Source organism: Caldimonas caldifontis, from assembly GCF_002930615.1.
Lineage (GTDB): Bacteria > Pseudomonadota > Gammaproteobacteria > Burkholderiales > Burkholderiaceae_C > Caldimonas > Caldimonas caldifontis.
Window position 1 is genome coordinate 146,683 of the sequence record NZ_PSNX01000003.1, and the last position, 24,596, is coordinate 171,278.

The 24,596-nt window shown below is 63.1% G+C and carries 21 protein-coding genes; all 21 read left to right on the top strand.

Features of this window, described 5'->3' with window-relative positions:
• Window positions 1–101: 101 nt before the first annotated feature.
• Window positions 102–1,532, top strand: a complete 1,431-nt coding sequence (locus C1704_RS03945) for a mannose-1-phosphate guanylyltransferase/mannose-6-phosphate isomerase (RefSeq protein WP_104301203.1) — start codon at window positions 102–104, stop codon at window positions 1,530–1,532.
• Window positions 1,532–2,890 (top strand): phosphohexomutase domain-containing protein, encoded by a 1,359-nt coding sequence (locus C1704_RS03950; RefSeq protein ID WP_272867976.1) that lies wholly within the window; start codon window positions 1,532–1,534, stop codon window positions 2,888–2,890. Before C1704_RS03945 ends, C1704_RS03950 begins: the two co-directional genes overlap by 1 nt.
• 26 nt (window positions 2,891–2,916) lie before the next feature.
• Complete coding sequence (locus tag C1704_RS03955; protein ID WP_104301207.1) at window positions 2,917–4,071, top strand: KpsE/RkpR family capsule polysaccharide export protein; 1,155 nt, start codon at window positions 2,917–2,919, stop codon at window positions 4,069–4,071.
• A gap of 13 nt (window positions 4,072–4,084) precedes the next feature.
• The gene (locus tag C1704_RS03960) at window positions 4,085–4,882 is read left to right on the top strand and encodes an ABC transporter permease (RefSeq protein WP_104301209.1); all 798 of its coding nucleotides are present in this window, start codon (window positions 4,085–4,087) and stop codon (window positions 4,880–4,882) included.
• Window positions 4,879–5,532 carry an ABC transporter ATP-binding protein gene (locus C1704_RS03965; protein ID WP_104301211.1) on the top strand — a complete coding sequence of 218 codons (654 nt, stop codon included), beginning with the start codon at window positions 4,879–4,881 and terminating at the stop codon, window positions 5,530–5,532. Before C1704_RS03960 ends, C1704_RS03965 begins: the two co-directional genes overlap by 4 nt.
• A 46-nt stretch (window positions 5,533–5,578) precedes the next feature.
• Window positions 5,579–6,841, top strand: coding sequence for a glycosyltransferase family 4 protein (locus tag C1704_RS03970; protein ID WP_170064618.1), 1,263 nt, complete (start codon window positions 5,579–5,581; stop codon window positions 6,839–6,841).
• Window positions 6,842–6,843: 2 nt separating this feature from the next.
• Window positions 6,844–8,040: a polysaccharide biosynthesis/export family protein gene (locus C1704_RS03975; protein WP_104301215.1), complete on the top strand. Its 1,197-nt coding sequence runs from the start codon at window positions 6,844–6,846 to the stop codon at window positions 8,038–8,040.
• Window positions 8,041–8,064: 24 nt separating this feature from the next.
• Window positions 8,065–10,311 (top strand): methyltransferase domain-containing protein, encoded by a 2,247-nt coding sequence (locus C1704_RS03980; RefSeq protein ID WP_104301217.1) that lies wholly within the window; start codon window positions 8,065–8,067, stop codon window positions 10,309–10,311.
• A 62-nt stretch (window positions 10,312–10,373) separates the two neighbouring features.
• Entirely contained in the window at window positions 10,374–13,505 is a 3,132-nt protein-coding gene (locus C1704_RS03985) for a glycosyltransferase family 4 protein (RefSeq protein ID WP_104301678.1), read from the top strand.
• A gap of 33 nt (window positions 13,506–13,538) precedes the next feature.
• Window positions 13,539–14,573: a GDP-mannose 4,6-dehydratase gene (gene gmd, locus C1704_RS03990; protein ID WP_104301219.1), complete on the top strand. Its 1,035-nt coding sequence runs from the start codon at window positions 13,539–13,541 to the stop codon at window positions 14,571–14,573.
• Between the two features lie 14 nt (window positions 14,574–14,587).
• Window positions 14,588–15,412, top strand: coding sequence for a D-hexose-6-phosphate mutarotase (locus C1704_RS03995; protein ID WP_104301221.1), 825 nt, complete (start codon window positions 14,588–14,590; stop codon window positions 15,410–15,412).
• Window positions 15,409–16,293, top strand: a complete 885-nt coding sequence (locus C1704_RS04000) for an NAD-dependent epimerase/dehydratase family protein (protein WP_104301223.1) — start codon at window positions 15,409–15,411, stop codon at window positions 16,291–16,293. Before C1704_RS03995 ends, C1704_RS04000 begins: the two co-directional genes overlap by 4 nt.
• Before the next feature lie 25 nt (window positions 16,294–16,318).
• Window positions 16,319–17,749, top strand: coding sequence for a glycosyltransferase family 4 protein (locus C1704_RS04005; protein WP_104301225.1), 1,431 nt, complete (start codon window positions 16,319–16,321; stop codon window positions 17,747–17,749).
• Window positions 17,750–17,796: 47 nt separating this feature from the next.
• Window positions 17,797–18,969, top strand: a complete 1,173-nt coding sequence (locus C1704_RS04010; protein ID WP_104301227.1) for a glycosyltransferase family 4 protein — start codon at window positions 17,797–17,799, stop codon at window positions 18,967–18,969.
• Window positions 18,950–19,972, top strand: coding sequence for a capsular polysaccharide export protein, LipB/KpsS family (locus C1704_RS04015; RefSeq protein ID WP_104301229.1), 1,023 nt, complete (start codon window positions 18,950–18,952; stop codon window positions 19,970–19,972). Before C1704_RS04010 ends, C1704_RS04015 begins: the two co-directional genes overlap by 20 nt.
• A complete protein-coding gene (locus C1704_RS04020; RefSeq protein ID WP_104301231.1) occupies window positions 19,969–21,348 on the top strand; it encodes a capsule biosynthesis protein in 1,380 nt (459 codons plus the stop codon). The genes C1704_RS04015 and C1704_RS04020 overlap by 4 nt, the downstream gene beginning before the upstream one ends.
• 20 nt (window positions 21,349–21,368) lie before the next feature.
• Complete coding sequence (locus tag C1704_RS04025) at window positions 21,369–22,418, top strand: phytanoyl-CoA dioxygenase family protein (protein ID WP_104301233.1); 1,050 nt, start codon at window positions 21,369–21,371, stop codon at window positions 22,416–22,418.
• A gap of 69 nt (window positions 22,419–22,487) precedes the next feature.
• Window positions 22,488–22,757 carry a type II toxin-antitoxin system Phd/YefM family antitoxin gene (locus C1704_RS04030; protein ID WP_104301235.1) on the top strand — a complete coding sequence of 90 codons (270 nt, stop codon included), beginning with the start codon at window positions 22,488–22,490 and terminating at the stop codon, window positions 22,755–22,757.
• Entirely contained in the window at window positions 22,744–23,160 is a 417-nt protein-coding gene (locus tag C1704_RS04035) for a putative toxin-antitoxin system toxin component, PIN family (protein WP_104301237.1), read from the top strand. The genes C1704_RS04030 and C1704_RS04035 overlap by 14 nt, the downstream gene beginning before the upstream one ends.
• A gap of 57 nt (window positions 23,161–23,217) precedes the next feature.
• Window positions 23,218–23,886 (top strand): orotate phosphoribosyltransferase, encoded by a 669-nt coding sequence (pyrE, locus tag C1704_RS04040; RefSeq protein WP_104301239.1) that lies wholly within the window; start codon window positions 23,218–23,220, stop codon window positions 23,884–23,886.
• A gap of 6 nt (window positions 23,887–23,892) precedes the next feature.
• On the top strand, window positions 23,893–24,594 hold the full coding sequence (locus C1704_RS04045) for a DUF4124 domain-containing protein (protein WP_104301241.1): 702 nt from the start codon (window positions 23,893–23,895) through the stop codon (window positions 24,592–24,594).
• The last annotated feature ends 2 nt before the right edge of the window (window positions 24,595–24,596 follow it).

Genomic DNA, 24,596 nt, shown 5'->3' on the forward strand with positions numbered 1-24,596 from the left:
GCGAAAATCAGGCCTTCAACTTATGTTCTTGGCGGCAGCGCCTTCTTGCTCTCCCTGTCGGTCGGCGTACAGCAGTTTCCAGCTTCCTCTCCCCTCCCTCCATGCTGATCCCTGTCATCCTGTCCGGCGGAGCCGGTTCGCGCCTGTGGCCCGTCTCCCGCGAAGGCCATCCCAAGCCCTTCATGAAACTGGCTGACGGCGAAACGCTGTTGCTGAAGACCTATCGGCGTGCCGCCAGCGTGGCCACCGGGGGCGAGGTCGTCACGGTCACCAACCGCGACTACTTCTTCATGAGCAAGGACGAGTTCACGCGTGCCCACCTGGGCGATGCCCTCTCGCCCAGCTACCTCCTGGAGCCCGCCGGGCGCAATACAGCGCCCGCCGTCGCCATGGCGGCCTTTCATGTCCAGGAGCGCCACGGGGCCGATGCCGTGATGCTGATCCTGGCCGCCGACCACCTGATCGCCGATCGGGATCTGTTTGCCGGCGCCGTGCGGGACGCACACGCCCTGGCCAGCGACAACCGCCTCGTCACCTTCGGCATCGAGCCCACGGGGCCCGAAACGGGGTTCGGCTACATCGAGTGCGGCGAAGCCCAGGGCTCGGGCCGGCGTGCATTGCGGTTCGTCGAAAAGCCTTCCCTGGAGCTCGCGCGGGAGTACGTCGGCTCGGGCCGCTACCTCTGGAACTCGGGCATGTTCTGCTTCAAGGCCGGCGTGATCCTGGAGGAACTGGCCCGGCATGCCCCTGATGTGCATGCGCGGGCCCAGGCCTGCTGGGATGCGATGGCGGTGGATCGCGATGCCAAGGGCGCGATGATTGACCTGCCCGCCGAGCCGTTCGGTCAACTGCCCGACATCTCCGTCGATTACGCGGTGATGGAGCGTTCGGACCGGGTGAGTGTGGTCCCCGGCCGCTTTGGCTGGAACGACATCGGCTCATGGAACGCCATCAGCTCCCTCGTGCCGCCAGACGAACACAACAACCGCTGTGCGGGTGATGCCATCCTGGTGGACAGCCGCAACACCTTCGTCCAGAGCGAAGACCGCCTTGTGGCCGCCGTCGGTGTGGACGGCTTGATGATCGTCGACACCCCGGACGCCTTGCTGGTAGCCCGACAAGACGCCGCACAGGACGTCAAGAAGGTGGTGGCCGCGCTCAAGCTGCGCAACCACGACGCCTACAAGCTCCACCGTACGGTCGCTCGCCCCTGGGGCACCTACACCGTGCTGGAGGAGGGCCCCAACTTCAAGATCAAGCGCATCGAGGTGCGGCCCGGCGCCAGCCTGAGCCTGCAGATGCACCATCACCGCAGCGAACACTGGATCGTGGTGAGCGGCGCCGCCAAGGTGGTCAATGGCGAGCAGGACATCTTCCTGCGCACCAACGAATCCACCTTCATCCCGGCGGGCCACAAACACCGCCTGGAGAACCCGGGGAAGTTGCCGCTGGTGCTGATTGAGGTGCAAAGCGGCGACTATCTCGGCGAAGACGACATCGTGCGTTTCCAGGACGTGTACGGACGCTGCTGATGACGCTGAGCTGTTTCAAGGCCTACGACATTCGTGGGCGGCTCGGTGACGAGCTCAACGAGGACGTCGCCTACCGCATCGGCCGCGCCTACGGGCAGGTGATCCGTCCCCGGCGGATGGTGGTGGGGGGTGATGTGCGCCACACCAGCGAGTCGCTGAAACTCGCGCTCGCCCGCGGGCTGATGGACGCCGGCAGCGACGTCATCGACCTCGGCCTCACGGGCACGGAAGAGGTCTATTTCGCCACCTTCCACCTCGGCGTGGATGGCGGCATCGAGGTCACGGCCAGCCACAACCCGATCGATTACAACGGGATGAAACTCGTCCGCGAGGGTGCCCGCCCCATCAGCGGTGACACCGGGCTGCGCGACATCCAGGCCGTGGCCGAACGCGGGGAGTTCGGCCCATCGGCCCACCGTGGCACGCTCACCCGGCAATCAACGCTGCCGGCCTATGTCGACCATCTGCTGGGGTACATCGATGCCCGGTCCCTGAAGCCCCTGCGCCTGGTCGTCAACGCCGGCAACGGCGCGGCCGGCCATGTGGTCGACGCCCTGGAGCAACGCCTCGCCGGCCTGGGCGCCCCGCTGCAGTTCATCAAGATCCACCACGAGCCCAACGGCAGCTTCCCGAACGGCATTCCCAACCCGCTGCTGCCCGAAAACCGGTCGGCCACCGCCGAGGCCGTGGTCCGGCATCAGGCCGACATGGGCATCGCCTGGGATGGTGACTTCGATCGATGTTTTCTATTTGATGAGGCCGGTCAGTTCGTTGAAGGCTATTACATTGTCGGGCTGCTGGCGGCGGCTTTCCTGGCCAAGCACCCGGGGGAACGCATCGTCCACGACCCGCGCCTGACCTGGAACACCGTGGACATCGTTCGTGCTGCCGGCGGCGTCCCCGTGCAAAGCAAGACGGGCCACGCCTTCATCAAGGAGCGCATGCGGCTGGAAGATGCCGTCTATGGCGGCGAAATGAGCGCCCACCACTATTTCCGGGACTTCGCCTACTGCGACAGCGGCATGATCCCCTGGCTGCTGGTGGCCGAGCTGATGAGCCGCTCGGGTCGCGCGCTCTCGACCCTGGTGCGCGAGCGCGTCGCCGCCTACCCCTGCAGCGGCGAGCTCAATTACCGCGTGACCGACATCGCCGGGGCCCTGGAGCGTGTCATGGCACACTTCGCATCCGCGAATCCAGCCATCGACCGCACCGACGGCCTCAGCCTGGCATTCGACGAGTGGCGCTTCAACCTGCGGGGCTCGAACACCGAACCGCTGCTGCGCCTGAACGTCGAAAGCCGAGGCAACGCCCAGCTCGTCGAGCAAGGTGTGCGGTGCATTGAACAATTGCTGGTTTGATGGCGACCGGCAACGAATAGGTATTCATGTCGCTCGCTCCGAACACGAGCGCTGAAGCGCCCAAGGGCTTCAAGCGCTTTTTCTCATTTGTCCGCAGGCACCGGCTCTTTGTGGCCACGGTGCTGGTCCCCACGCTGCTGGCAGCACTCTACTATGGTGTGTTCGCCTCGGATATCTATGTTTCCGAGTCGCGGTTCATCGTGCGCAGCCCCCAGAAGCAGCAGACGGGTGGTCTGGGGGCCTTGCTGCAAGGCACCGGCTTCTCCGGGTTCGCTCGGGCGCCGGATGACGTGTACACCGTGCATGACTACATGCTATCCCGCGACGCCCTGGGTCTGCTCGACGAGAAACTCGACCTGCGGGGAGCATTCTCCAATGACCGCATCGACCGCCTGAACCGCTTCCCGTCGCTCGATTTCGACGAGAGTTTCGAGGCTCTGCACCGCTACTACCAGAAGCGCGTGGCGGTGAACCTGGACACGTTGTCGTCCATTTCCACCCTCACCGTCACGGCTTTTTCGGCGGATAAAGCGCGGCAGATGAACGAACTGCTGCTTGAAGCCGCGGAGCAGCTCGTCAACAAGCTCAACGAACGGGGCCGGCAGGATCTCATCCGGTTCGCTGCCGCCGAGGTGGCCGAAGCCGAGCGCAAGGCCAAGGAGGCCGCCCTGGCCGTGGCGGTGTTCCGCAACCAGCAGGCGGTGGTGGACCCGGAACGCCAGACCACCATCCACCTGCAGCAGATCTCCAAGCTCCAGGACGAGCTGATCCTCACCAAGACCCAGCTTGCCCAGTTGCGCGCCTTCACGCCCGACAACCCGCAACTGCCCGCCCTGCAGGTCAAGGCTCGCACGCTGCAGGGCGAGATCGATGCCGAGATCGCCAAGGTGTCCGGCGGCCGCAGCTCGCTCACCAACAAGGCTGCCGAGTTCCAGCGCCTGGCGCTGGAGCGCGAGTTTGCCGACCGCCAGCTTGCCGCGGCCCTGGTGTCGCTGGAACAGGCCCGCAACGAGGCCCAGCGCAAGCAGCTCTACCTCGAGCGCATCGTGCAGCCCAACCTCCCCGACGTGGCCACCGAACCACGCCGCCTGCGGTCCTTCCTCGCCGTGGTGGCGCTGGGCCTGGTGCTGTGGGGCATCCTCAGCATGCTGATCGCCGGCGTGCGCGAGCACCAGGACTGACCCCGGGGCCAGCATGAGCAGCGGCGCCTCCTCCTCCCTGCTGCAGTCCTGGGCCGTGCAGCGCCGGGTCATCGGCGCACTGCTGATGCGCGAGATTCTCACGCGCTACGGCCGGCACAACATCGGTTTCCTGTGGCTGTTCGTGGAGCCGATGCTGTTCACGCTGGGGGTGACGGCCTTGTGGACGATTGCCAAGGCGGCGCATGGCTCCAACCTGCCCATCGTAGCTTTTGCAATTACCGGCTATTCGTCTGTTCTGCTATGGCGCAACATGCCGGGGCGGTGCATCGGCGCTATCGAACCCAATCTGTCGCTCATGTATCACCGCAACGTCAAGGTGATGGACGTTTTCGCCGCGCGGCTGTTGCTTGAAGGGGCGGGCGCCACGATGTCCTTCATCGCCCTGTCGGTGTTCTTCACCGCCATCGGCTGGATGGACCCGCCCGAGGACATCGTCAAGGTGATGGTCGGCTGGGTCATGCTGGCCTGGTTCGGGATGTCGCTGGCCATTCTGCTTGGCTCGCTGAACGAGCGCACCGAGCTTGTCGAGAAGTTCTGGCACCCGGCCGCCTACATCATGTTCCCTCTGTCCGGCGCTGCTTTCCTGGTGGATGCCCTGCCCAAGCAGGCGCAGGAGTTTGTGCTGCTGCTCCCCATGGTGCACGGCGTCGAATACCTGCGTGAAGGCTACTTTGGTCAGTCGATCCGCGCCCATTACGATTTGGCCTACATGGCCACGGCGTGTCTTGGCTTGAGCGTGATGGGGCTCGCCGTGTTGCGCCGCATCAGCCGCGAGGTGATGCCCGAATGATCCGGCTCGACGACATCCACAAGCGCTACCACACGCGGCATGGGTCGGTGCATGTGCTCGACAGCGTGAACCTGCGTGTGCGCCCCGGCGAGAAGGTGGGCGTGCTCGGCCGCAACGGCGCGGGCAAGTCCACGCTCATCCGATTGATCAGTGGTGCAGAGCGCCCCAGCGCGGGCCGCATCGTGCGCGATATGAGCGTGTCATGGCCCTTGGCCTTTGGCGGCGCCTTCCAGGGAGCTCTCACCGGGCTGGACAACCTGCGCTTCATCTGCCGGGTCTACGGACGGGACGCCGAAGACAAGATCGAGTACGTGCAGGAATTCTCGGAACTGGGGCGTTACCTGCGCGAGCCGGTGCGCACCTATTCGGCCGGCATGCGAGCACGCCTGGCCTTTGCCATCTCGATGGTGGTGGAGTTCGACTGCTTCCTGATCGACGAGATCGTGGCCGTGGGCGACGCGCGTTTTCACGAAAAATGCCGGGTCGAGCTCTTTGAGAAGCGGGGTGATCGCGCGATGATCCTGGTTTCGCACGACCCGGGCTACGTTCGCTCCCACTGCGACCGTGCCTCGGTGCTGGTGGGAGGCCGGATGCACAACTTCGACACGGTTGACGAGGCGTATGCCTTCTATCAGGAGCACTCGTCGTGAACCGGCCTGCCTTGCCCCCTGGCACAGGCCGCACGGGAGGGGCCGGATGCTGAGCCTCATCGACAAGGCCTGGGTCGCCCCCCTGACCCTGCTGCCTGTCCCCCTGGGGCGCCAGATGGTGCGCGGCGGCGGCCGCACAGACCGCGGCGCGGCCGCGTCTCGCCAGTTGCTGATCGATGTGTCGGTCATCGTGCGGGAAGATGCCCGCACCGGCATCCAGCGGGTGGTGCGCGCCCTGCTCGCTCAACTGCTCGAGAACCCCCCGCCCGGATGGGTGGTGCGCCTGGTGCGCGCCACCAAATACCGGGGCTATCGCACCGCCCCTGCGCTGAACGGCTTGCCCTGGTCGGGGGCCGGCGCTGGGGCGCCGCTGCATGTGGGCCGGGGCGACGTCTTCCTGGGCCTGGACCTGTCCGCACACCTCGTGCCGCGGCATTTCGGACAACTGGCGCGCTGGAAGAAGCAGGGCGTGGCCCTGTATTTCATGGTCTACGACCTGCTGCCGGTCCTGCATCCACAGTGGTTCAACCCTCGCACCCAGCGCCACTTCGCCCGCTGGCTGCGCGCCGTGGCCCTGCTGGCCGATGGCGCCGTGTGCATCTCCGAGTCGGTGCGCAACGAACTGGAGAGCCACCTCGCCGAGCGCTACCACCTGCCCACCCACAGCATTGGCCTGCACCATATCCACCTGGGGGGCGACCTGCGCGCCAGCGTGCCAAGCCAGGGTCGGCCAGCCGCCTTCGACGCCTGGCTGTCGGGCCTGGGGAGTCGCCCCAGCGTCGTGATGGTGGGGACGCTGGAGCCCCGCAAGGGCCATGCGCAGGCCCTGTCGGCCTTCGAGCAGCTATGGGCCCAGGGCGAGGATGTGAACCTGATCATCGCGGGCAAGCCGGGTTGGAAGGTGGAGGACCTCCTCGCACGCATCCGCCAGCACCCCGAACTGGGCCAGCGCCTGCATTGGCTCGACCATCCCTCCGACGAAGCGCTTGAGGTTCTATACCGTCACGCCGACGGGGCCCTGATGGCCTCGCAGGCGGAAGGCTTCGGCCTGCCGCTGGTGGAGGCGGCCTGCCACGGCCGGCCCGTGCTGGCGCGCGACATCCCGGTGTTCCGGGAGGTGGGCGCCAATGCGGCGCGCTATTTCAGCGGAAACGACCCGCAGACTCTGGCGGCGGCCCTGCGCCAGTGGCTGGCTGACATGCAAACCCACGGCCGGCGCACCGGCCCTGCCATTCCCTGGCAAACCTGGTCGGACAGCGCGCGGCAACTGCTCGCGTGCCTGCCCCTGGGGATCCCTCAGCACCCATGAACATGAACCTTTCCCCTGTTTTCCCCGCCTCCCTGGCCCGGCGCGCGCTGGCCTGGGGCCTTGCAGCCGCCGCGCTGTCGGGATGCGCCACAGGCAGCTTCATTCCCACCACCGGCCCCAGCCGGTCGGAAGTGGCACAAGCCGCCAACGGCGAGACGAACGCGGCGGCCATCCAGGTGGTGCGCATCACGGACGATGTGGCGCGGCAGCTGCTGGCCCAACGCCGCCAGGGCGTGTTTGCCGAAAGCCTGGCCCAACCCAGCATCCTGCCCGGCACGGTGGCCGCGGGCGACGTGCTGGAAGTGACCGTCTGGGAAGCCCCGCCGGCGCTGCTGTTCGGCACCTCGGCCCTGGAAACCCGCACGGCGGTGCTGCCCGGCAGCCGCTCATCGGCCCTGCCCGATCAGGTGGTCAGCCGCGAGGGCACCATCAACGTACCTTTCGCCGGCACCATCCGGGCCGCCGGCCGCAGCCTGCCCGAAATCGAAGCCGAGATCGCCCGCCGCCTGGCTGGCAAGGCCAACCAGCCCCAGGTGCTGGTGCGGCTGACGGGCAATGCCAGTGCCAACGTGACCGTGGTGGGCGAAGTGGGCCAGAGCGTGCGCATGCCCATCACGCCCAAGGGCGAGCGCCTGCTGGATGCATTGGCCGCCAGCGGAGGCGTGCGGCAGCCTGTGAACAAGATCATGATCCAAGTGACGCGTGGCGAGGCCGTGCACGCCATGCCGCTGGACCTGGTGATCCGCGACCCTCGCCAGAACATTCCGCTGCAACCGGGTGACGTGGTCACGGCCCTGTTCCAACCGCTCAGTTTCACCGCCCTGGGCGCCACCGGCCGCAACGAAGAGATCCCCTTCGAAGCCACGGGCATCACCCTGGCCCAGGCTTTGGCGCGCGCCGGGGGCCTGAGCGACCAGCGTGCCGATGCCCAGGGCGTCTTCATCTTCCGCCTGGAAGCGGCCGATGCACTGAACTGGGCCACCCCCCCCGCCAACACCACGCCGGACGGTCGCGTCCCCGTGATCTACAACCTCGACCTGAAGGACCCGACCAGCTTCTTCGTGGCCCAGAGCTTCCCGGTGAACAACAAGGACGTGGTGTACGTGTCCAACGCCCCGGCCGTCGAGCTGCAGAAGTTCCTTAATATCATAACGTCAATCGCATACCCAGCGATCGGTGTTTTCCAATTGACGCGATGAAGGCAATCGCCGCTCGGTGAGATTATGTCAATCGACTCGCATATTTCTAAACGAAAGATATCTGAGTTGGTTGCGGCATTGCCCGAAATATATCAACCGATCTTTGGGCACGAGAATGAATTTCAAGATGCTCAGCGCACCTGCAGGGAACGACTAGAGCAGGTAGTCACACTCTACTCTGTTCTCTCCAACCAACTGGGCCGCGCTCTCAACGTACTCGACTTAGGTTGTGCTCAAGGATATTTTTCGCTCAGTTTGGCGGCGCTTGGTGCGAACGTTGTTGGGGTGGACTATCTCCAGGAAAATATAGATGTCTGCCAAGCCCTAGCCGAATCCACCGGCCTGAGCAATGTTCGGTTCGAAACACAAGAAGTCTCTGATCTTATATCGAAGATACAGAAAGATCAGTACGACCTAGTTCTCGGTCTCAGCGTATTTCACCACATCGCAGATAGGTCAGGTCACGACTCAGTAGTTTTACTTTTCTCTAAGCTTGCAGAATGTAGTGCTGTAGCGGTTGTCGAACTCGCCTTGGCCGAGGAGCCACTGCCTTGGGCTAAATCACTACCTAAAGATCCGCATGCAACGCTTGAACCTTTCTCTTTCATAAGACGGCTGCGTGAGACTAAAACGCACCTCTCCGATATTGAAAGGCCTCTTTTCGTATGTAGCAATCGAATGGTCATATTGAGAGATCGGGTCTTCACCTTTGAAAGGTATACCAAATCTCCTCACCCGCTGGCCAAAGATGGTCCAATGGGAACACGAAGATACTTCTTTGGAAACGGCATACTGATTAAGCAGTTCCGGATAGACGGACAACTAGCCCAGCACAATATTGAGGAGATCACCTCAGAGTTCGACTATCTAAGCCGGTACTCAGATCTTCTAGAAGACACGCCGCTGCCACTTCATTTCGAGAAAGATCATTACCATTGTGTCTTGGCTCGAGAATTAGTTGAGGGAGAACTCCTGATTGAGAGACTACTTTCAGGGGCACCAGTTTCTCCCATTGAATTGATCAGCCAAATTCTCGATCAGCTATGCGCACTCGAGCATAACGGTCTTTACCATACAGATCTACGCACCTGGAACGTAATAGTTACGGCTTCGGGTCGATACTCGCTAATAGATTTTGGGGCCATCCGCACAACCCCTCGAGATTGCGCGTGGCCATCAGATATTTTCGTCTCATTCTTCTGCTTCCTCGGTGAAGTTGCACTCAAGTCCACAGCATCTCCTACACCCCTACGAACTCCGCGTATACATTATGCGGGGCTGCCCGACCCCTTCGCCTCGGCAATTCGACGAATGTGGAGCAGCCCTCGCAGCGAGTGGTCTTTCAGTTCTTTTAGAGATATTTGGTTAAGCCTTTTGCCATGCCTTGATTCGACTGATCAACTGTCGCTCACACCATGCGAGCACAACGGGAATGCCATATGGGCGCTTGAAATTGAACTTTTTCTATCTCATCTGTTGACTCTCGTTCGCGACCATAACGAGATCCTCGCTGAGCAGCAAACTCACCTATCCAGCCTCGAAAAAACCGCTCACCGCGAGACGGAGGCGATTGCGAGAAGCGTCGAAACATTCTCCACGCACTTCACTGAAAGCATCAAAGACCAAGATCTTCGGATTAGGGCGGACGTTCACTCGTCTATTGCTGCCGTATCGGATAGCATGAATTTGAAGTTCAGCAAGGAGATGAGCGAAATAGATTTGGCCATCGAGAAGGTTAGAGAGGAAAACCAATTCAGTCGACAGCAACTTCTTGAGCGACTGTCGGAAGCTGACGGCTCGTTTTCCGCGCGACTAGATCAGATATCTGCGGACACGACTGCCATGCTACAAAGAGAGATCACTATCCTGAACGACATGATTGGCTCCGTCCGACAAAGCGTAGATGTCTCAGAAAGCCGCTTTAGGGGAGAGCTAACCAAAGTTTTGGGCGCGTATGCTGAGCTTGAAGCAAAGCTCATCAATCACCAGAAGCTCCTCTCCAACGAACTAAGTAGTATGCGCATAGTAGCACTTACTTCCGCAAGAAAGCTTCAAGCTCTGCAGTTATCATCCTCCCGATTAAGGCAACTGATCCGGGAGTGTGAACATAAGCAGAGTGCGCTAGCCGTGAGGTTAAGCGAAATGAAGCAGGAACTCTCCGCTGAGCTAAATGAGGCCGTGGAAGAAGTACGCGATAGCGTATCGGCGCTTGAGGATCGAATTTCTCAGCTAGCGTTGCCCTGGTGGAAACGCTGGCGCCGCCTGAAGTGATATGGGGGTACTCCGTACTCCTGCTTACAATTTCGCAAACAAGACTGTCATCACGTCACAAAATGAACTGCTTCTTTACGATAGTTTCGAACAATTATCTTCATTTTGCCCGCACACTTCTCAAAAGTGTCAGGAATCATTATCCATCTGCGCACCTCTATTGCGTAATCGTAGATGAAGATATGGGTTTTAGCCGGGAGCACGATTCCGAATTCACAGCCGTAAATCTGCGAGAACTCGGTCTTCCGCATGGAGATGGTTTTCTGTTTCAATACACGGTACTTGAATTAAACACCGCCGTAAAGCCTTGGGCGTTCGAGTATCTATTCAATCTGGGGCATCGCGAGGTTATATATATTGACCCGGACATATTTGTATACGCCCCTTTGGTCGAGGTAGAAAAAAGCTTCGCGTGCGACGGTGAAATTGTTCTGACACCCCATCTTACTCGCAGGCTGACCGATGATCGCTCTCCTACTGAGTTAGATATTAGGAGGGCTGGAACTTACAACTTTGGTTTTTGCGCTCTAAAGAAATCCGACAACTCCGTCGAGTTTCTCAAATGGTGGCAATCAAAGCTCGAGCGAGAGTGCATCGTGGATCCGGACAGGGGAATTTTCGTCGATCAGAGTTGGATCGATCTGGTTCCAGGACTATTCGAAAACGTCGCCATCATTAGACATGAGGGGTATAACGTTGCGTATTGGAATATAGCTCAGAGAGCCATCACCAAGGACCGGAACGGCAACTTTCTTGTTAACGACAAGTATCCGCTCGTGTTTTTCCATTTTAGCGGCTTCAACCCGAAGGAGCCGGAGCGCTTTTCAAAACATCAAAATAGATTTCGCACTCCCGACCTCAGTCTGGAAGCTCAGGAAATTATTCAAAATTACGCTCGGGCGGTCCTTGGTTGTGGATATGAAGTTTACAGCAAATGCAAGTATGGGTTTGGTAGCTTTGAGGATGGTACGCCTATTCCAGATTCACTCCGAGCCCTCTACCGTACGTCCCCTCCGGTTCGGGCCGCTATTGGTGACCATCCTTTCAGTTCCGTACATACCCTGACTTACCCATCATCCGAGTTAGGATTGACCAAAGCACAGGTTCCCATCGGTATGTACTGCATCTGGTCTGCACGGCCGGATTTGCAGGACGCGTTCCCAATAAACGAGTCTGAAGCATCTCTCGCGGAGTTCTACAACTGGTTCTCTGCTGAGTGTTTAAATATTTATCGGCGATCAGCCGATCAGCTTGGATTTTTGGGACCAAAGTCTGTCTCATCAGAGTCTTCGCACATCTCAGCAGGCGTTCGCACGCCAGTTCCAGCAACAGGATTAAGACGGCTTTCTGTGATCTACCAGCAATTGCTTAACCGCGATCCTGATCCCACCGCTGTTGAGGTTTACGCTCACCGGTGCGCGACATTGCCTGGAGCACTACGCGTATCCTGGAACGTGCTTCGCTCCAAAGAGGGTATAAGTCGCCACGTGAGCCCCCGGCAGGTCCTGAGGGCAATGCATACCCTAATCGCTGTGAAAGTGATCGACGAGCACTCAGATGCCCATATAGCTACAAGATTGGATAATAGAGCCCCACGAGGGGCGGCCCCTTCTTCTTGCAGTAACAACAGTGGCATTCGGGCAATAACTGGAATATTCGGTCATGAGGGTGACTCTAAAGTTGCGGGGCTATGGTGTGGCCCCACCATTAGCGTTCCCATCCCAAGGGGAGTTCGTCCTACTAGTATCAAGCTTACCGGCCAAGTCTTTTCAATCTACTACGCGGAGTCAGATGAGCCTACCCCGCAACAGGTACTTCGCCTTCTAGTTAATGGCTGTGAAGTTTCGCAGCACGTTATCGGCACCGAAAACTCTTCTGATTTTTCTTGGCATAAAGATCTATCGGGCCTTTCTTTTGCTCCTGATTCTCATATTGAACTGAATTTTGCTCGATCGTTCGTTCCTGCCGAAAAGGGCCTCGGTAAAGACCGAAGATTGCTTTCGGTTAGGGTTAAATCACTTTATCTGAATGAACTCGAACTTGTTGACTCCTCCCTGTCCGAGCCAATTGCGGATATCCAAAAGTTCGAAGCTCCGCCTGGGGTAAATCTGGTTGGCTACGTAACCTCTGAGCATGGGGTCGGAGAGGCGTCGCGGAGGCTGGTGTGGGCGCTGCAAGCGGCTCGAGTGCCTGTTCACCTGATTGATGTTGGGTACCAAGCCCCGACACCGAAGATGGATAAATCTATACTGGCGCTGTCCACGCCTCAATTGAACCCAGTGGATATAATATACGTAAATGCGGACCAAACATTGAACACCATTTCCTATTTGGGCGAAAAAGGTCATCGCTCGGCAGCAAGGATCGGTTTTTGGCACTGGGAGCAGGAAAGTCTTCCCAAGAAGTTCCTCCCTTCATTCGACGGACTGCTTGAGGTCTGGACCCCAACTTCCTTTGTACAGAAGGCGGTCTCAGATATTTCGCCAGTGCCTATTTTTTGCGTCCCCCATTCTATTGATGTTTCCGGTCGCTCGCAAAAATCTAGAGAGGACTTTGGCCTACCGCTCGATAAGTTTCTTGTCTTACTCATGTATGATTTTGACTCGTATCAGTTCAGAAAAAATCCGCAGGCATCTGTTAGGGCCTTCAGGTCAGCATTTTCGTCGAACAATGACGCAGGTATAGTTATAAAGACATCAAATGCCGCTCGCCATCCACGGGCTGCATCGGAGCTGGTGGAGCTTTGCGCAGATATACCCAATGTTTACCTCATCGACTCAATAATGTCGAAGTCGGATCTCCTCGCGCTTCAGGATTCATGTGACTGTCTAATCTCCCTCCACAGAGCTGAGGGGTTTGGATTTGCCATCGCGGAGATGATGGCCTTGGGGAAGCCGGTGGTTGCTACTGGATGGTCGGGTAATATGGATTTCATGACAACTAGAAACTCTTTACCGGTCAGCTATGATCTTTTGCCGCTCCAGGAGAATCTGGGACCCTACGTTGCCGGCTTGAACTGGGCTGAAGCTGATACAGAACACGCCGCAGAGCTGTTGCTCAGGATTTTCGATGATTCGCATTTCCGCGCATCGATTGGCGACAGGGCGGCCCACGATATCCAGGCTCAACTTTCGCCGGAGGCTATTGGCTCTAGATGTGCGCTTAGGCTCAAACTCCTCTCTTCTCGGATCTAGCTCCCCGGTTTCGGGCATCTGTTGGACAGACCAATGACCACCGCAATCATCACCGGCATCACCGGCCAAGACGGCGCCTACCTCGCCGAACTCCTGCTCGCCAAGGGCTACACCGTCTACGGCACCTATCGGCGCACCAGCTCGGTCAACTTCTGGCGCATCGAGGAACTGGGCATTGCCAAGCACCCCTCGCTGCACCTGGTGGAGTACGACCTTACCGACCTGAGCGCCAGCATCCGCCTGCTGCAGACCACCGGCGCCACCGAGGTGTACAACCTCGCGGCCCAGAGCTTCGTGGGGGTGTCGTTCGAGCAGCCGGTGACCACGGCCGAAATCACGGGCATCGGCCCGCTGAACCTGCTGGAAGCCATCCGCATCGTCAACCCGGCCATCCGCTTCTACCAGGCCAGCACGTCGGAGATGTTCGGCAAGGTGCAGGCCATTCCGCAGGTGGAAGACACCCCCTTCTATCCGCGCAGCCCGTACGGCGTGGCCAAGCTCTATGCTCACTGGATCACGGTGAACTACCGCGAGAGCTATGGCATCCATGGCTCCAGCGGCATCTTGTTCAACCACGAATCGCCGCTGCGTGGGCGTGAGTTCGTGACGCGCAAGATCACCGACAGCATGGCCAAGATCAAGCTGGGCCAGCTCGATGTGCTGGAGCTGGGCAACCTCGACGCGAAGCGCGACTGGGGCTATGCGAAGGAATACGTGGAAGGCATGTGGCGCATGCTGCAGGCCGACAAACCGGACACCTACGTGCTGGCCACCAACCGCACCGAGACCGTTCGCGACTTCGTGTCGATGGCGGCCAAGGCGGCGGGCTTTGATCTGGCCTTCGAAGGCCAGGCCGAGGGCGAGGTAGGCATCGATCGGGCCACGGGCAAGACGCTGGTGCGCGTGAACCCGAAGTTCTACCGCCCGGCGGAAGTGGAACTGCTCATCGGCAACCCTGCCAAGGCGAAGAAGGAGCTGGGCTGGGAGCCCAAGACCACGCTGGAACAGCTCTGCCAGATGATGGTGGAGGCCGATATCCGCCGCAATCAGGCCGGCTTCTCGTTTTGAGCGGATGTGCCGGCGTGCAGGCTGCTGACCTGATTGCGCTGGAAACGCCTGAGGGGCATCGCGCCCAGTTGAGCCTGTGGGGGGGGCAGGTGCTGTCGTGGGCACATGCCGTGCACGGCGAGCAGCTCTATTGCAGCCCGCTGCGCCAGCCGGGCCAGGCCACCCGGGGCGGTGTGCCAGTGTGCTTCCCGCAGTTCGCCTCGCGCGGGCCGCTGGCCAAGCATGGTTTTGCGCGCACTTCGATGTGGCAGCTGGAGCATCGGTCCTGCGAGGGCGGTGTGGCCCGGGCACGGCTGGGCCTGCTCAGCAGCGACGAAACCCGGGCTCTGTGGCCGCACGGCTTTGCGCTGACCCTTGATGTCACGCTGAGCCCGGCCAGCCTGACGTTGACGCTGAGCGTGGAGAACACGGGTCGTGAGCCCTGGCCATTCACCGCGGCCCTACACACGTACGTACAGCTCGCGGACGTGGCGCGCGCATCGTTGCATGGGCTGGAAGGGCTGACGTACGAAGATGCCTGCCGCGGTAACGACGTGGCAACCGAACGCCACGCGCATCTGTCGATCGACGGTGAAGTGGACCGCGTCTACCGCGATGCGCCCGCACGGCTGCTGCTGCAACGCCCGGGCCAACGGTCGCTGGAGGTGCATCAATCGGGCTTTGCCGACACGGTGGTGTGGAACCCGGGCCCGGCCAAGGCGGCCGCGCTGGCCGACCTGCCCGACACCGACTGGCAGCACATGCTTTGCATCGAGGCCGCGCAGGTGGCCCACCCCGTAATTCTGGCGCCCGGCACCCAATGGCTGGGGCAGCAACGACTTGCATTGATCGAACCATGACCCGCGCACTCATCACCGGCATCGAAGGCTTCACAGGGCACCATCTGGCCCAGACCCTGCGTGAGGCGGGCTACGAGGTGTTCGGAACCTGCCATGGCGCAGCGCCCGCGAATGCGCATGTCCACGCATGTGACCTGCGTGACGCGGCCCAGGTGGGCGCCGTGGTGAAGGCCGTTCGCCCCGAGGTGGTAGTGCACCTGGCCGCTATTTCCTTCGTCGCTCACGGGCAGGTGGACGACATCTACATGGCCAACGTGGTGGGCACACGGCACCTGCTTGACGCGCTCGCGCAGCAAGGCAACGGGGTGCGCAAGGTGATTCTGGCGAGCAGCGCCAACATCTATGGCAACTCCGACGCAACCGTGCTGGACGAATCGGTGCCGCCTGCGCCGGCCAACGACTACGCAGTGAGCAAGCTCGCCATGGAGCACATGGCCCGCCTGTGGGCCGACCGGCTGCCCCTGACGATCGTGCGGCCCTTCAACTACACAGGCGTGGGGCAGAGCGATCGCTTCCTGCTGCCCAAGATCGTGAGCCACTTCCGGCGCCACGAAGCCGTGATCGAGCTGGGAAACCTGGACGTGGTGCGCGACTTTTCCGATGTGCGCATGGTGGTGGAGTGCTACCGGCGGCTCATAGAACCGGACGCACTGAACGGCACCTTCAACGTGTGCTCGGGCGTGGGCCATTCGTTGCAGGACGTGCTCGCGCTGATGCGTCAGCTCACGGGGCATGAGATCGAGGTACGCGTGAACCCGGCGTTCGTGCGGGCCAACGAGGTGCACACGCTGATCGGCTCACGCGCACGGCTGGACGCGGCCATCGGTGCGGTGCCCGCGATTGCGCTGGCGGACACCTTGCGGTGGATGCTTGAGGCCTGAACGCCAGCGCCGTCTCCTGTCTTCCATGCGCATCGTCATCGACCTGCAGGGCGCGCAGTGCGGCAGCCGACACCGCGGCATCGGGCGCTACAGCCTGGCGCTGACCCAGGCGCTGCTGCGCCTGCGGGGCGAGCACGAGGTGTTCGTGCTGCTTAATGGGCTTTTCGCCGACACCATCGGCCCGCTGCGTGAGTCGCTGGCCCCGTGGCTGGACGCCGACCATGTGCGGGTCTGGGACGCGCAGGGACCGGTGGCCTCGACCGACCCGCGCAACGATGTGCGACGCAAGCTGGCAGAGCTGACCCGCGAGGCCGCTATCGCGGGCTTGCAGCCCGACGTGGTACTGGTGACGAGCTTCTTCGAGGGTTTTGGAGACAACGCCACACTGAGTCTGGGTCGCCTGCCTTGCGGCGCTTTGCAGGCAGCAGTGTTCTACGACGCGATCCCGCTCATCGAAAGCAAGGCATATCTATCCCATGCGGCCCTGGATCAGGCCTATCGCGCCAAGGCACGCGCGCTGGCAAGAGCCGACCTGCTGCTGTCGATTTCGGAATCCTCCCGCCAGGAAGCAATAGCCCATCTGGGTATGGCGCCAGAACGGGTGGTGAACATCTCGGCAGCTGCCGATGACTGCTTCACGCCGGAGCCGGTGCCCGATGCCTTGGCGGCAGCTTTGCGACAGCGCTTGGGCATCCATCGGCCCTTTGTGCTGTGCTCCGGAGCCTCGGACGCCCGCAAGAACCACTTTCGCCTGCTCAGCGCCTTCGCCCAGCTGGAACCAGCCGTCAGGGCAGGCCATCAGTTGGTGATGGTGGGTGAGGTGCCCAATTCCCATCGCCGCCTGGTGGACCGCCATATGCGCGACTGCGGCCTGCGTGATGGCGAGGTGGTGTGGACGGGTCGTCTCAGCGATGAAGACCTGCGACACCTCTATGTGCTGTGCACGCTGTTCGTCTTCCCCTCGTGGCACGAAGGCTTCGGGTTGCCCGCGCTGGAGGCGATGCGCTGTGGCGCCGCTGTGATCGGCGCCAACACCACCAGCGTGCCCGAGGTGATCAGCGCAGACTGGGCGCTGTTCGACCCTTTCGACGAAGCCGCCATCGGCGCGCGCATGCAAGAGATGCTGACCCAGCCCGGCTTGCGCGCGCGTCTGTCGGCGCATGGCCTGCAACAGGCTGAGCGCTTTTCGTGGGAAGTCACCGCGCAACGTGCTCTCGCTGCCATGGAAGAGGCATCCCGCTCGATGCGCTGTCCCGCGCCGTCAGTGCAGGCCTTGTCCTCGGCGCTCACAGCCCAGTTCGCCGAGCTCAATACGTCGCTGGCTCGGCAGGACGACCAACTGCGCACCGGCCGCTACGCGCTCAGTGTGGGCGCTGCACGCCGTGCACTGATGCTGGCGTTGGGTCGCCGCCTCGCGACAATGACCCGCCGCCTTCGGCAGCGCCTGGGGCGTTGAAGGCGACTGGCCGCTCCTAGAATCCCGGGCCTGCACCCCGACCCGCCATGCCCACCCTCCTGATCGACATCACCCGCCTGCTTGGTCGCCTGCTCAAGGGCCGGCTGGCCACTGGTGTGGACCGGGTGGACTTGGCCTATGTGGCGCATTACGGGCACCGCGCGCGCGCGGTGGTGCGCGTGCAAGGGCGCAGCGTCGCTCTGTCGATGCGGGCCTCGCAGGCGGTGTTCGAACAGCTGGTGGCGCAGCGCGAAGCGCTGCCGTGGTCGATCGGCATGCGCGTGCTGCGCGGGGCGCTGGCAGGGGGGGGTGAGGCGCCTCTGGCGGGTTCGCTGGTCTTCAACACGGGCCACAGCGGCCTGCATCAGCCCGCTTATGCCAAGCAGTTGCGTGCGCAGGGGCTGCGCCCGGTGTTCATGGTGCACGACCTGATTCCCATCACCCACCACGAATACTGCCGGGCCGGTGAGCGCGAGCGGCACATGCAGCGCATGGACACGGTGCTGGACACGGCTGCGGGCGTGGTGACGAACTCGCAGTCCACGCTGGGCGAGCTGGCCCGCTACGCGCAGCAGCGTGGCAAGCCCATGCCCCCAGCGCAGTGCGCCCTGCTGGCGCCGGGGCTGCCGCATCTGACGCCCGGGCCGCGGCCCATCGCCGAGCCCTACTTCGTGGTGCTGGGCACGATCGAGCCGCGCAAGAACCACTGGATGCTGCTGCAGGTGTGGCGCCGACTGGTGGAGCGCCTGGGCCCCGAGGCAGCGCCGCGACTCGTCGTGATCGGCCAGCGGGGCTGGGAATGCGAGAACGTGGTGGACCTGCTCGAGCGCTGCGAGCCGCTGCGCGGTGTGGTGGTCGAGCAGGCCTCGTGCACCGATGCGGGCCTGACGACCTGGCTGCACCATGCGCAGGCCTTGCTGTTCCCGTCCTTCGTGGAGGGCTACGGTCTGCCGATGGTGGAGGCCCTGATGCTGGGCACGCCGGTGATCGCAAGCGATCTGGCCGTCTTCCGGGAACTGGCGAGCGACATCCCTGATTTCGTCGATCCGTTGGACGGGCCCGGCTGGATGGACCGGATCGAGCGCTACGCCGCCCCCGGGAGCCCGCTGCGCGCCGCCCAAGTGGCGCGCATGGTCGGCTATGCGCCGCCCACCTGGGCCAGCCATTTCGCGGCGGTGGATGCCTTGCTGGAGCGGCTGCATGGCCACGGCAGCGACTGAGGTCGTGTACGGCTGCGGCTTTTCGCCCTGGAAGAAGCCGCTGGTGCGCCGCTTCCTGGCCCCGGCGCGCGTGCGTTTTGTGGCATCCCCCGAGGCGGTGCCACCGGGAGCGACCGCGGTGGTCTGGGGTCTGGCATCGGTTCCGGAAGGACGCAAGGTGCTGCGCCTGGAGGATGGCTTCCTGCGCTCCGTGGGTCTGGGGGCCGACCTCATCAAGCCGGTGTCGTGGGTGGTGGACGGACGAGGGCTCTACTACGACGCGTCGCGGCCGTCCGACCTGGAGCACCTGCTGCTGCATGAGCCATTCCCGCCTGAGCTGCTGGAGCGGGCTGCCCGGTTGCGGGCACGCATCGTGCAGGCCGGGCTCACCAAGTACAACGTGGGCCAGGGCGGCTGGCAGCGGCCTGCCGGCGCCGAACGGGTGGTGCTGGTGCCCGGGCAGGTGGAAAGCGACGCGGCCATTCGACATGGTGCACCGGGCGTGCGCACCAATCTGGGTCTGCTGCGGGCCGTGCGCGAGGCCCGGCCGGGGGCTTTCGTTGTGTACAAGCCACACCCTGACGTGCTGGCGGGGCTGCGAGCCCAGGGGCGGGGCGAGGCGGAGGCGCGGCAATGGTGTGACGAGATCGTCACGGATGTATCGATGCACGACCTTCTGGAACAGGTGGACGAGGTGCATGTGCTCACTTCCCTGGCTGGATTCGAGGCGCTTCTGAGACACAAGCGAGTGGTCACTTACGGGCAACCCTTCTATGCTGGATGGGGCCTCACGGAAGACCAGACGCCGCTCACACGCCGCAACCGCCAGCTACCCCTGGATGCGCTGGTGGCAGCAGCCTTGATCCTCTATCCACGCTATGTCAGCCCTCGCACCGGCCGGCCCATCACGCCGGAGCAGGCGCTGGACGAGTTGCTCGCTTGGCGCGAACGCTTACCACCGGGAACGCCGCTCTGGCGCAAAATGCTGCGTTTGGTGTTGAAGGTGTTGGTAGGTACCAAATGATCAGGAACGGGTGGCAGGCCTTTGCCGGCAAACGGGTGCTGCTCCTGCAGGGGCCCGTGGGCCCGTTCTTTGCCCAGCTCGCCGACATCCTGCGCGAGGCCGGAGCGGCCAGCGTCCACAAGGTCAACTTCAACGGCGGAGACTGGCTGTTCTACCCCCGCGCAGCCTACAACCACCGTGACACGATGGACGCCTGGCCGGAGGCCCTCGACCGGCTGCTCGAACGAGAAGGCATCGACGCGCTGTTCCTTTTCGGCGACTGCCGCCCCATCCACGAGGTGGCACACCAGGCGGCCCAGCGCCGCAACGTCGAGGTGTGGGTGTTCGAGGAAGGCTATGTGCGCCCGAACTTCGTGACACTTGAGCCCTACGGGGTGAACAACCATTCGCGATTGCCGCGCGACCCGGACTTCTACCGTCACCTGCCGCCCACCAAGGCGCCGCAGGAGCGGGAAGTGGGCAACACCTTCTGGCACACCGCCCTGTGGGCCTTCCTCTACTACACCGCCGCCATCGTGCTGCGGCCCTTTTTCCCGCACTATCGCCATCACCGGCCGCTCAATGCTGCGGAAGTGCTGCCCTGGCTGAAGAGCCCGCTGCGCAAATGGCTCTACCGCATCCGCGAGCGCGGGCTGGAGGCCCGGCTCACGGGCGAGCTGTCCAAGCGCTTCTTCCTGGTGCCGCTGCAGGTGAACACCGATTTCCAGGTGCGGGTGCACTCCGACTTCGAGTCCGTGCCGCATTTCATGGAAACGCTGGTGGCCTCTTTTGCCCGGCACGCCCCCAAGGACCACTACCTGGCCTTCAAGCACCACCCGATGGACCGGGGCTACCACGACTACACCGAGCGCATCTCGCGGTTGGCGCGTGAACACGGGCTGGGTGACCGGCTGCTCTACCTGCACGACCAGCACCTGCCTTCGCTGCTGCAGCATGCCCGCGGGGTGGCTGTCATCAACAGCACCGTGGGCCTGTCGGCACTGCATCACGGGACGCCCCTGATGGTGCTGGGCGATGCGATGTACGACTTCGCCGGCCTGAGCTTCCAGGGGCCGCTCGACAGCTTCTGGACGCAAGCGGAGCAGGGCGCGCCCGACATGGCGCTGTACGACCGCTTCCGCGCCTACCTCGTTCACCACACCCAGCTCAACGGCAGCTTCTACCGCTATGGCGTCTTCGATCGCGCAGATGCGGCCGATCCGGAACCTGACACCGTGGACGCCGCGCCGCCGGCGTCGGCTGTGGTGGTCCCGCTGCCGACACGCGCGGTGCCGCCGACCGACACCATGCCGCCGATGCCTGCGCCCGTGGTGGCCCGCTGGCAGGCAGCGCAGTCAGGCCGCAGTGCTGCGTTGCCAAGCACCGATCGTCACTGACGCTGGCCCGTGTTTTACCCATGCCGATGTCTCTGCGCGACGTCCTGATGAGCCCGCTGTGGTGCGCGGCCCTTTTCACCTCGGCCAAGTCCTTCCGGGACAACCGGGTGCTCGGGTCCCCCCGCCTCAATGCCTGGGGCTTGCACTCGCAGCGCCTGCGCCTGGCGCATGGCCTGGCTGAACAACGTCGCGCCCGGCTCGCATTCCTGGTGCAACCCGAAGATCGTGCCGCTTTTGCCCGCGATGGCTTCGTGATCCGGCACGATGCCTTGCCTGCCGACCAATTTGCCGCTCTGCGTGACAGCCTGCTGGCCTACCGCGCACCGGCACGCGAGATGCTGCAGGGCGACACCGTCACGCGACGCATCGCGCTTGACACCGAGCTGCTCGACGCCCAGCCTGCCCTCAAGGGCTTCCTGCGCTCGCCGTTGTGGCACGGCCTGAGCCGCTATGTGGGCAGCTTCGACCAGGAGCCCGTCGCTTACATCCAGACCATCCTGTCGCACGTGGTGGCCGCACCACCCGACCCCCAGACCCACCTGCACGCCGACACCTTCCACCCCACCGTGAAGGCCTGGTACTTCCTGACCGACGTGGCGGCCGATGCCGGCCCCTTCTGCTACGTGCCGGGCTCGCACCGGCTCACGCCCGAGCGTCTGGCGTGGGAACAGGCGAAGAGCCTGGTCGCCGCGCAAGACGCCGACATCCTCACCGGCCGCGGCTCCTTCCGCATCCGCCGCGACGAGCTGGCGGGCCTGAACCTGCCCGAGCCCAAGCTCTTTGCCGTGCCGGCCAATACGCTGGTGGTGGCCGACACCTTCGGTTTCCATGCCCGCGGGCCCTCGCTGCAGCCGTCCACGCGCATCGAGATCTGGGGCTACGGCCGGCGCAACCCCTTCCTGCCCTGGGCCGGCGCCGACCTGCTGTCGCTGCCCGGCCTGGCCGAGCGGCGCGTGGGCTGGTACTGGCAGGCGCTGGACTGGCGTGAACGCCGCCTCGGCCAGCGCAGCCCCTGGCGGGATGTGGGGCCGGTGACGCCAGGCGAGGCCGCCAAGCTGACACGGGTGTGAGTCGAGCCCGACCTGTGAATGACAGGTTTTGTCTAAAATAGCTAATTCGTGATTCGCTGGGGTGCTTCCATGATCACCTTCACGTCTGCCGAGGCACAGAACCGCTTCGGAGAACTGCTCGACCGCTCTCAGCGCGAACCGGTGCAGGTGACGCGCCGCGGCCGTCCCGTGGCCTATGTGGTGAGCGAACACGACATGCGAGAACTGCAAGCCCTGGACGCACGGCGCCAGGAAGCCGCGCGCTGGTATGCCCAATATCGCCAGACCCTGGCGCCCGCAGGGGCTGCCGCCGATCTGAGCGACACCGACATCGACCGCCTGGTGCATGAGCTTCGGTAGGCCCGTCGTGGTCGATACCGGGGTGCTGGTGTCGGCGGCGATCCGTCCGGGCTCGGTGCCGGCGCTGGCCCTTGAAAAGGCCCTGCTGCAATTCGACATCTGCTGCTCGCCCGAGACGTGGCAGGAGGTCGAGACCGTCCTGATGCGCGACAAGTTCGATCGCTACCTGTCTTTGCCGCAGCGACTGGACTTTCTGCGCGGCCTGCAACCGCACCTGACGCCCTACGAGGTGAACGAGGCCGTCACCGACTGCATGGATCCGCAGGACAACAAGTTCCTGGCCTTGGCGTGGACGGCCCAGGCGGAGTTGATCATCGCGAGCGATCCTCACCTGACCGCACTCCATCCCTGGCGCGATATCCCGATCCTGCCCCCGGCGGCCTTCCTGGTGGGAGTGCGATAGGCACGGCGGTGGTCATGGACCCGCCTAGAATTCCCTGCCCATTCTTCGAGCCCCCACATGCAGACCCCCGACCCCCTCGCCCTCGATTTCGTGAAGTTCTCGGTCGATGCCGGGGTGCTGCGCTTTGGCGAATTCAAGACCAAGGCAGGGCGGATGAGCCCGTATTTCTTCAACGCCGGACTGTTCAACGACGGCGCCAAGCTGGGCCGGCTGGCCGAGTTCTATGCGAAGCGCCTGATCGATAGCGGCCTGGCCTTCGACATGCTCTTTGGCCCGGCCTACAAGGGCATCACGCTGGCCGCGGCGGTGGCCATCGAGCTGGCGCGACTGGGCCGCAACGTGCCCTATGCCTACAACCGCAAGGAAGCCAAGGACCACGGCGAGGGCGGCACCCTGGTGGGCGCGCCGGTGGCCGGGCGGGTGCTGATCATCGACGACGTGATCTCGGCCGGCACCTCGGTGCGTGAATCCATCACGATGATCCGCGCGGCCGGCGCCACCCCCTGCGGGGTGGCGATCGCCCTGGACCGACAGGAAAAGGCGACGGAAAACGGCAACGATGCCCCATATTCGGCAGTGCAATGGGTGCGCAGCCAGCTTGGTCTTGAGGTGTGCGCGATTGCCACCCTCACGGACTTGCTGCAGTATCTGCAAACCACGGCCGATCCGGCATTGGGCACGCATTTCGCAAGTGTGGCGGCGTACCGCGACCGCTACGGAGTCTGAACGAGGATGAAACACTGGGTCTGGGCCCTCTTCCGTGTGGCCTGTGCCGCTGGCGCCACCGCCCTGGCGGGCCTGCCTGCGTCCGCCCAGGGCATCTACACGTGTACGGACAACAAGGGCCGCAAGCTCACCTCCGACCGGCCCATCCTGGAATGCCTGGACCGCGAGCAGCGCGTACTGAACAAGGACGGCTCCACGCGCACGGTGCTGCCGCCCAGCCTGACGGCCGACGAACGCGCCGCCCTGGAGGCCAAGGAGCGCAAGGCCAACCTGGAGCGCATGGCCCAGCAGGACGCCATCCGCCGCGACCGCCTGCTGCTGATGCGCTATCCCAGCGAGTCCGAGCACCTCAAGGCCCGCGAGGCGGCGCTGGAGGATGTGTACGCCTCCATCCGCAACTCGGAAAAGCGCATCACCGAGCTCGAGGCCGAGCGCAAGCCGCTGCTGGACGAAACCGAGTTCTACAAGGGGCGGGCCCTGCCGGCCAAGCTCAAGCAGTCGATCGAGTTCGTGGACGTGGCGGTGGATGCCCACAAGACACTGATCACCAACCAGCGGGCCGAGCTGCAACGCATCAACTACCTCTTCGACCAGGAACTCGACCGCCTGCGCCGCCTGTGGGCCGGCGCCGCCCCGGGCTCCCTCCCCTTGGCCGACCCGCCGCCGCGCCGCGACGCGGCCGGGGCTGCCGGCGCGCGGGCCCAGTGAGC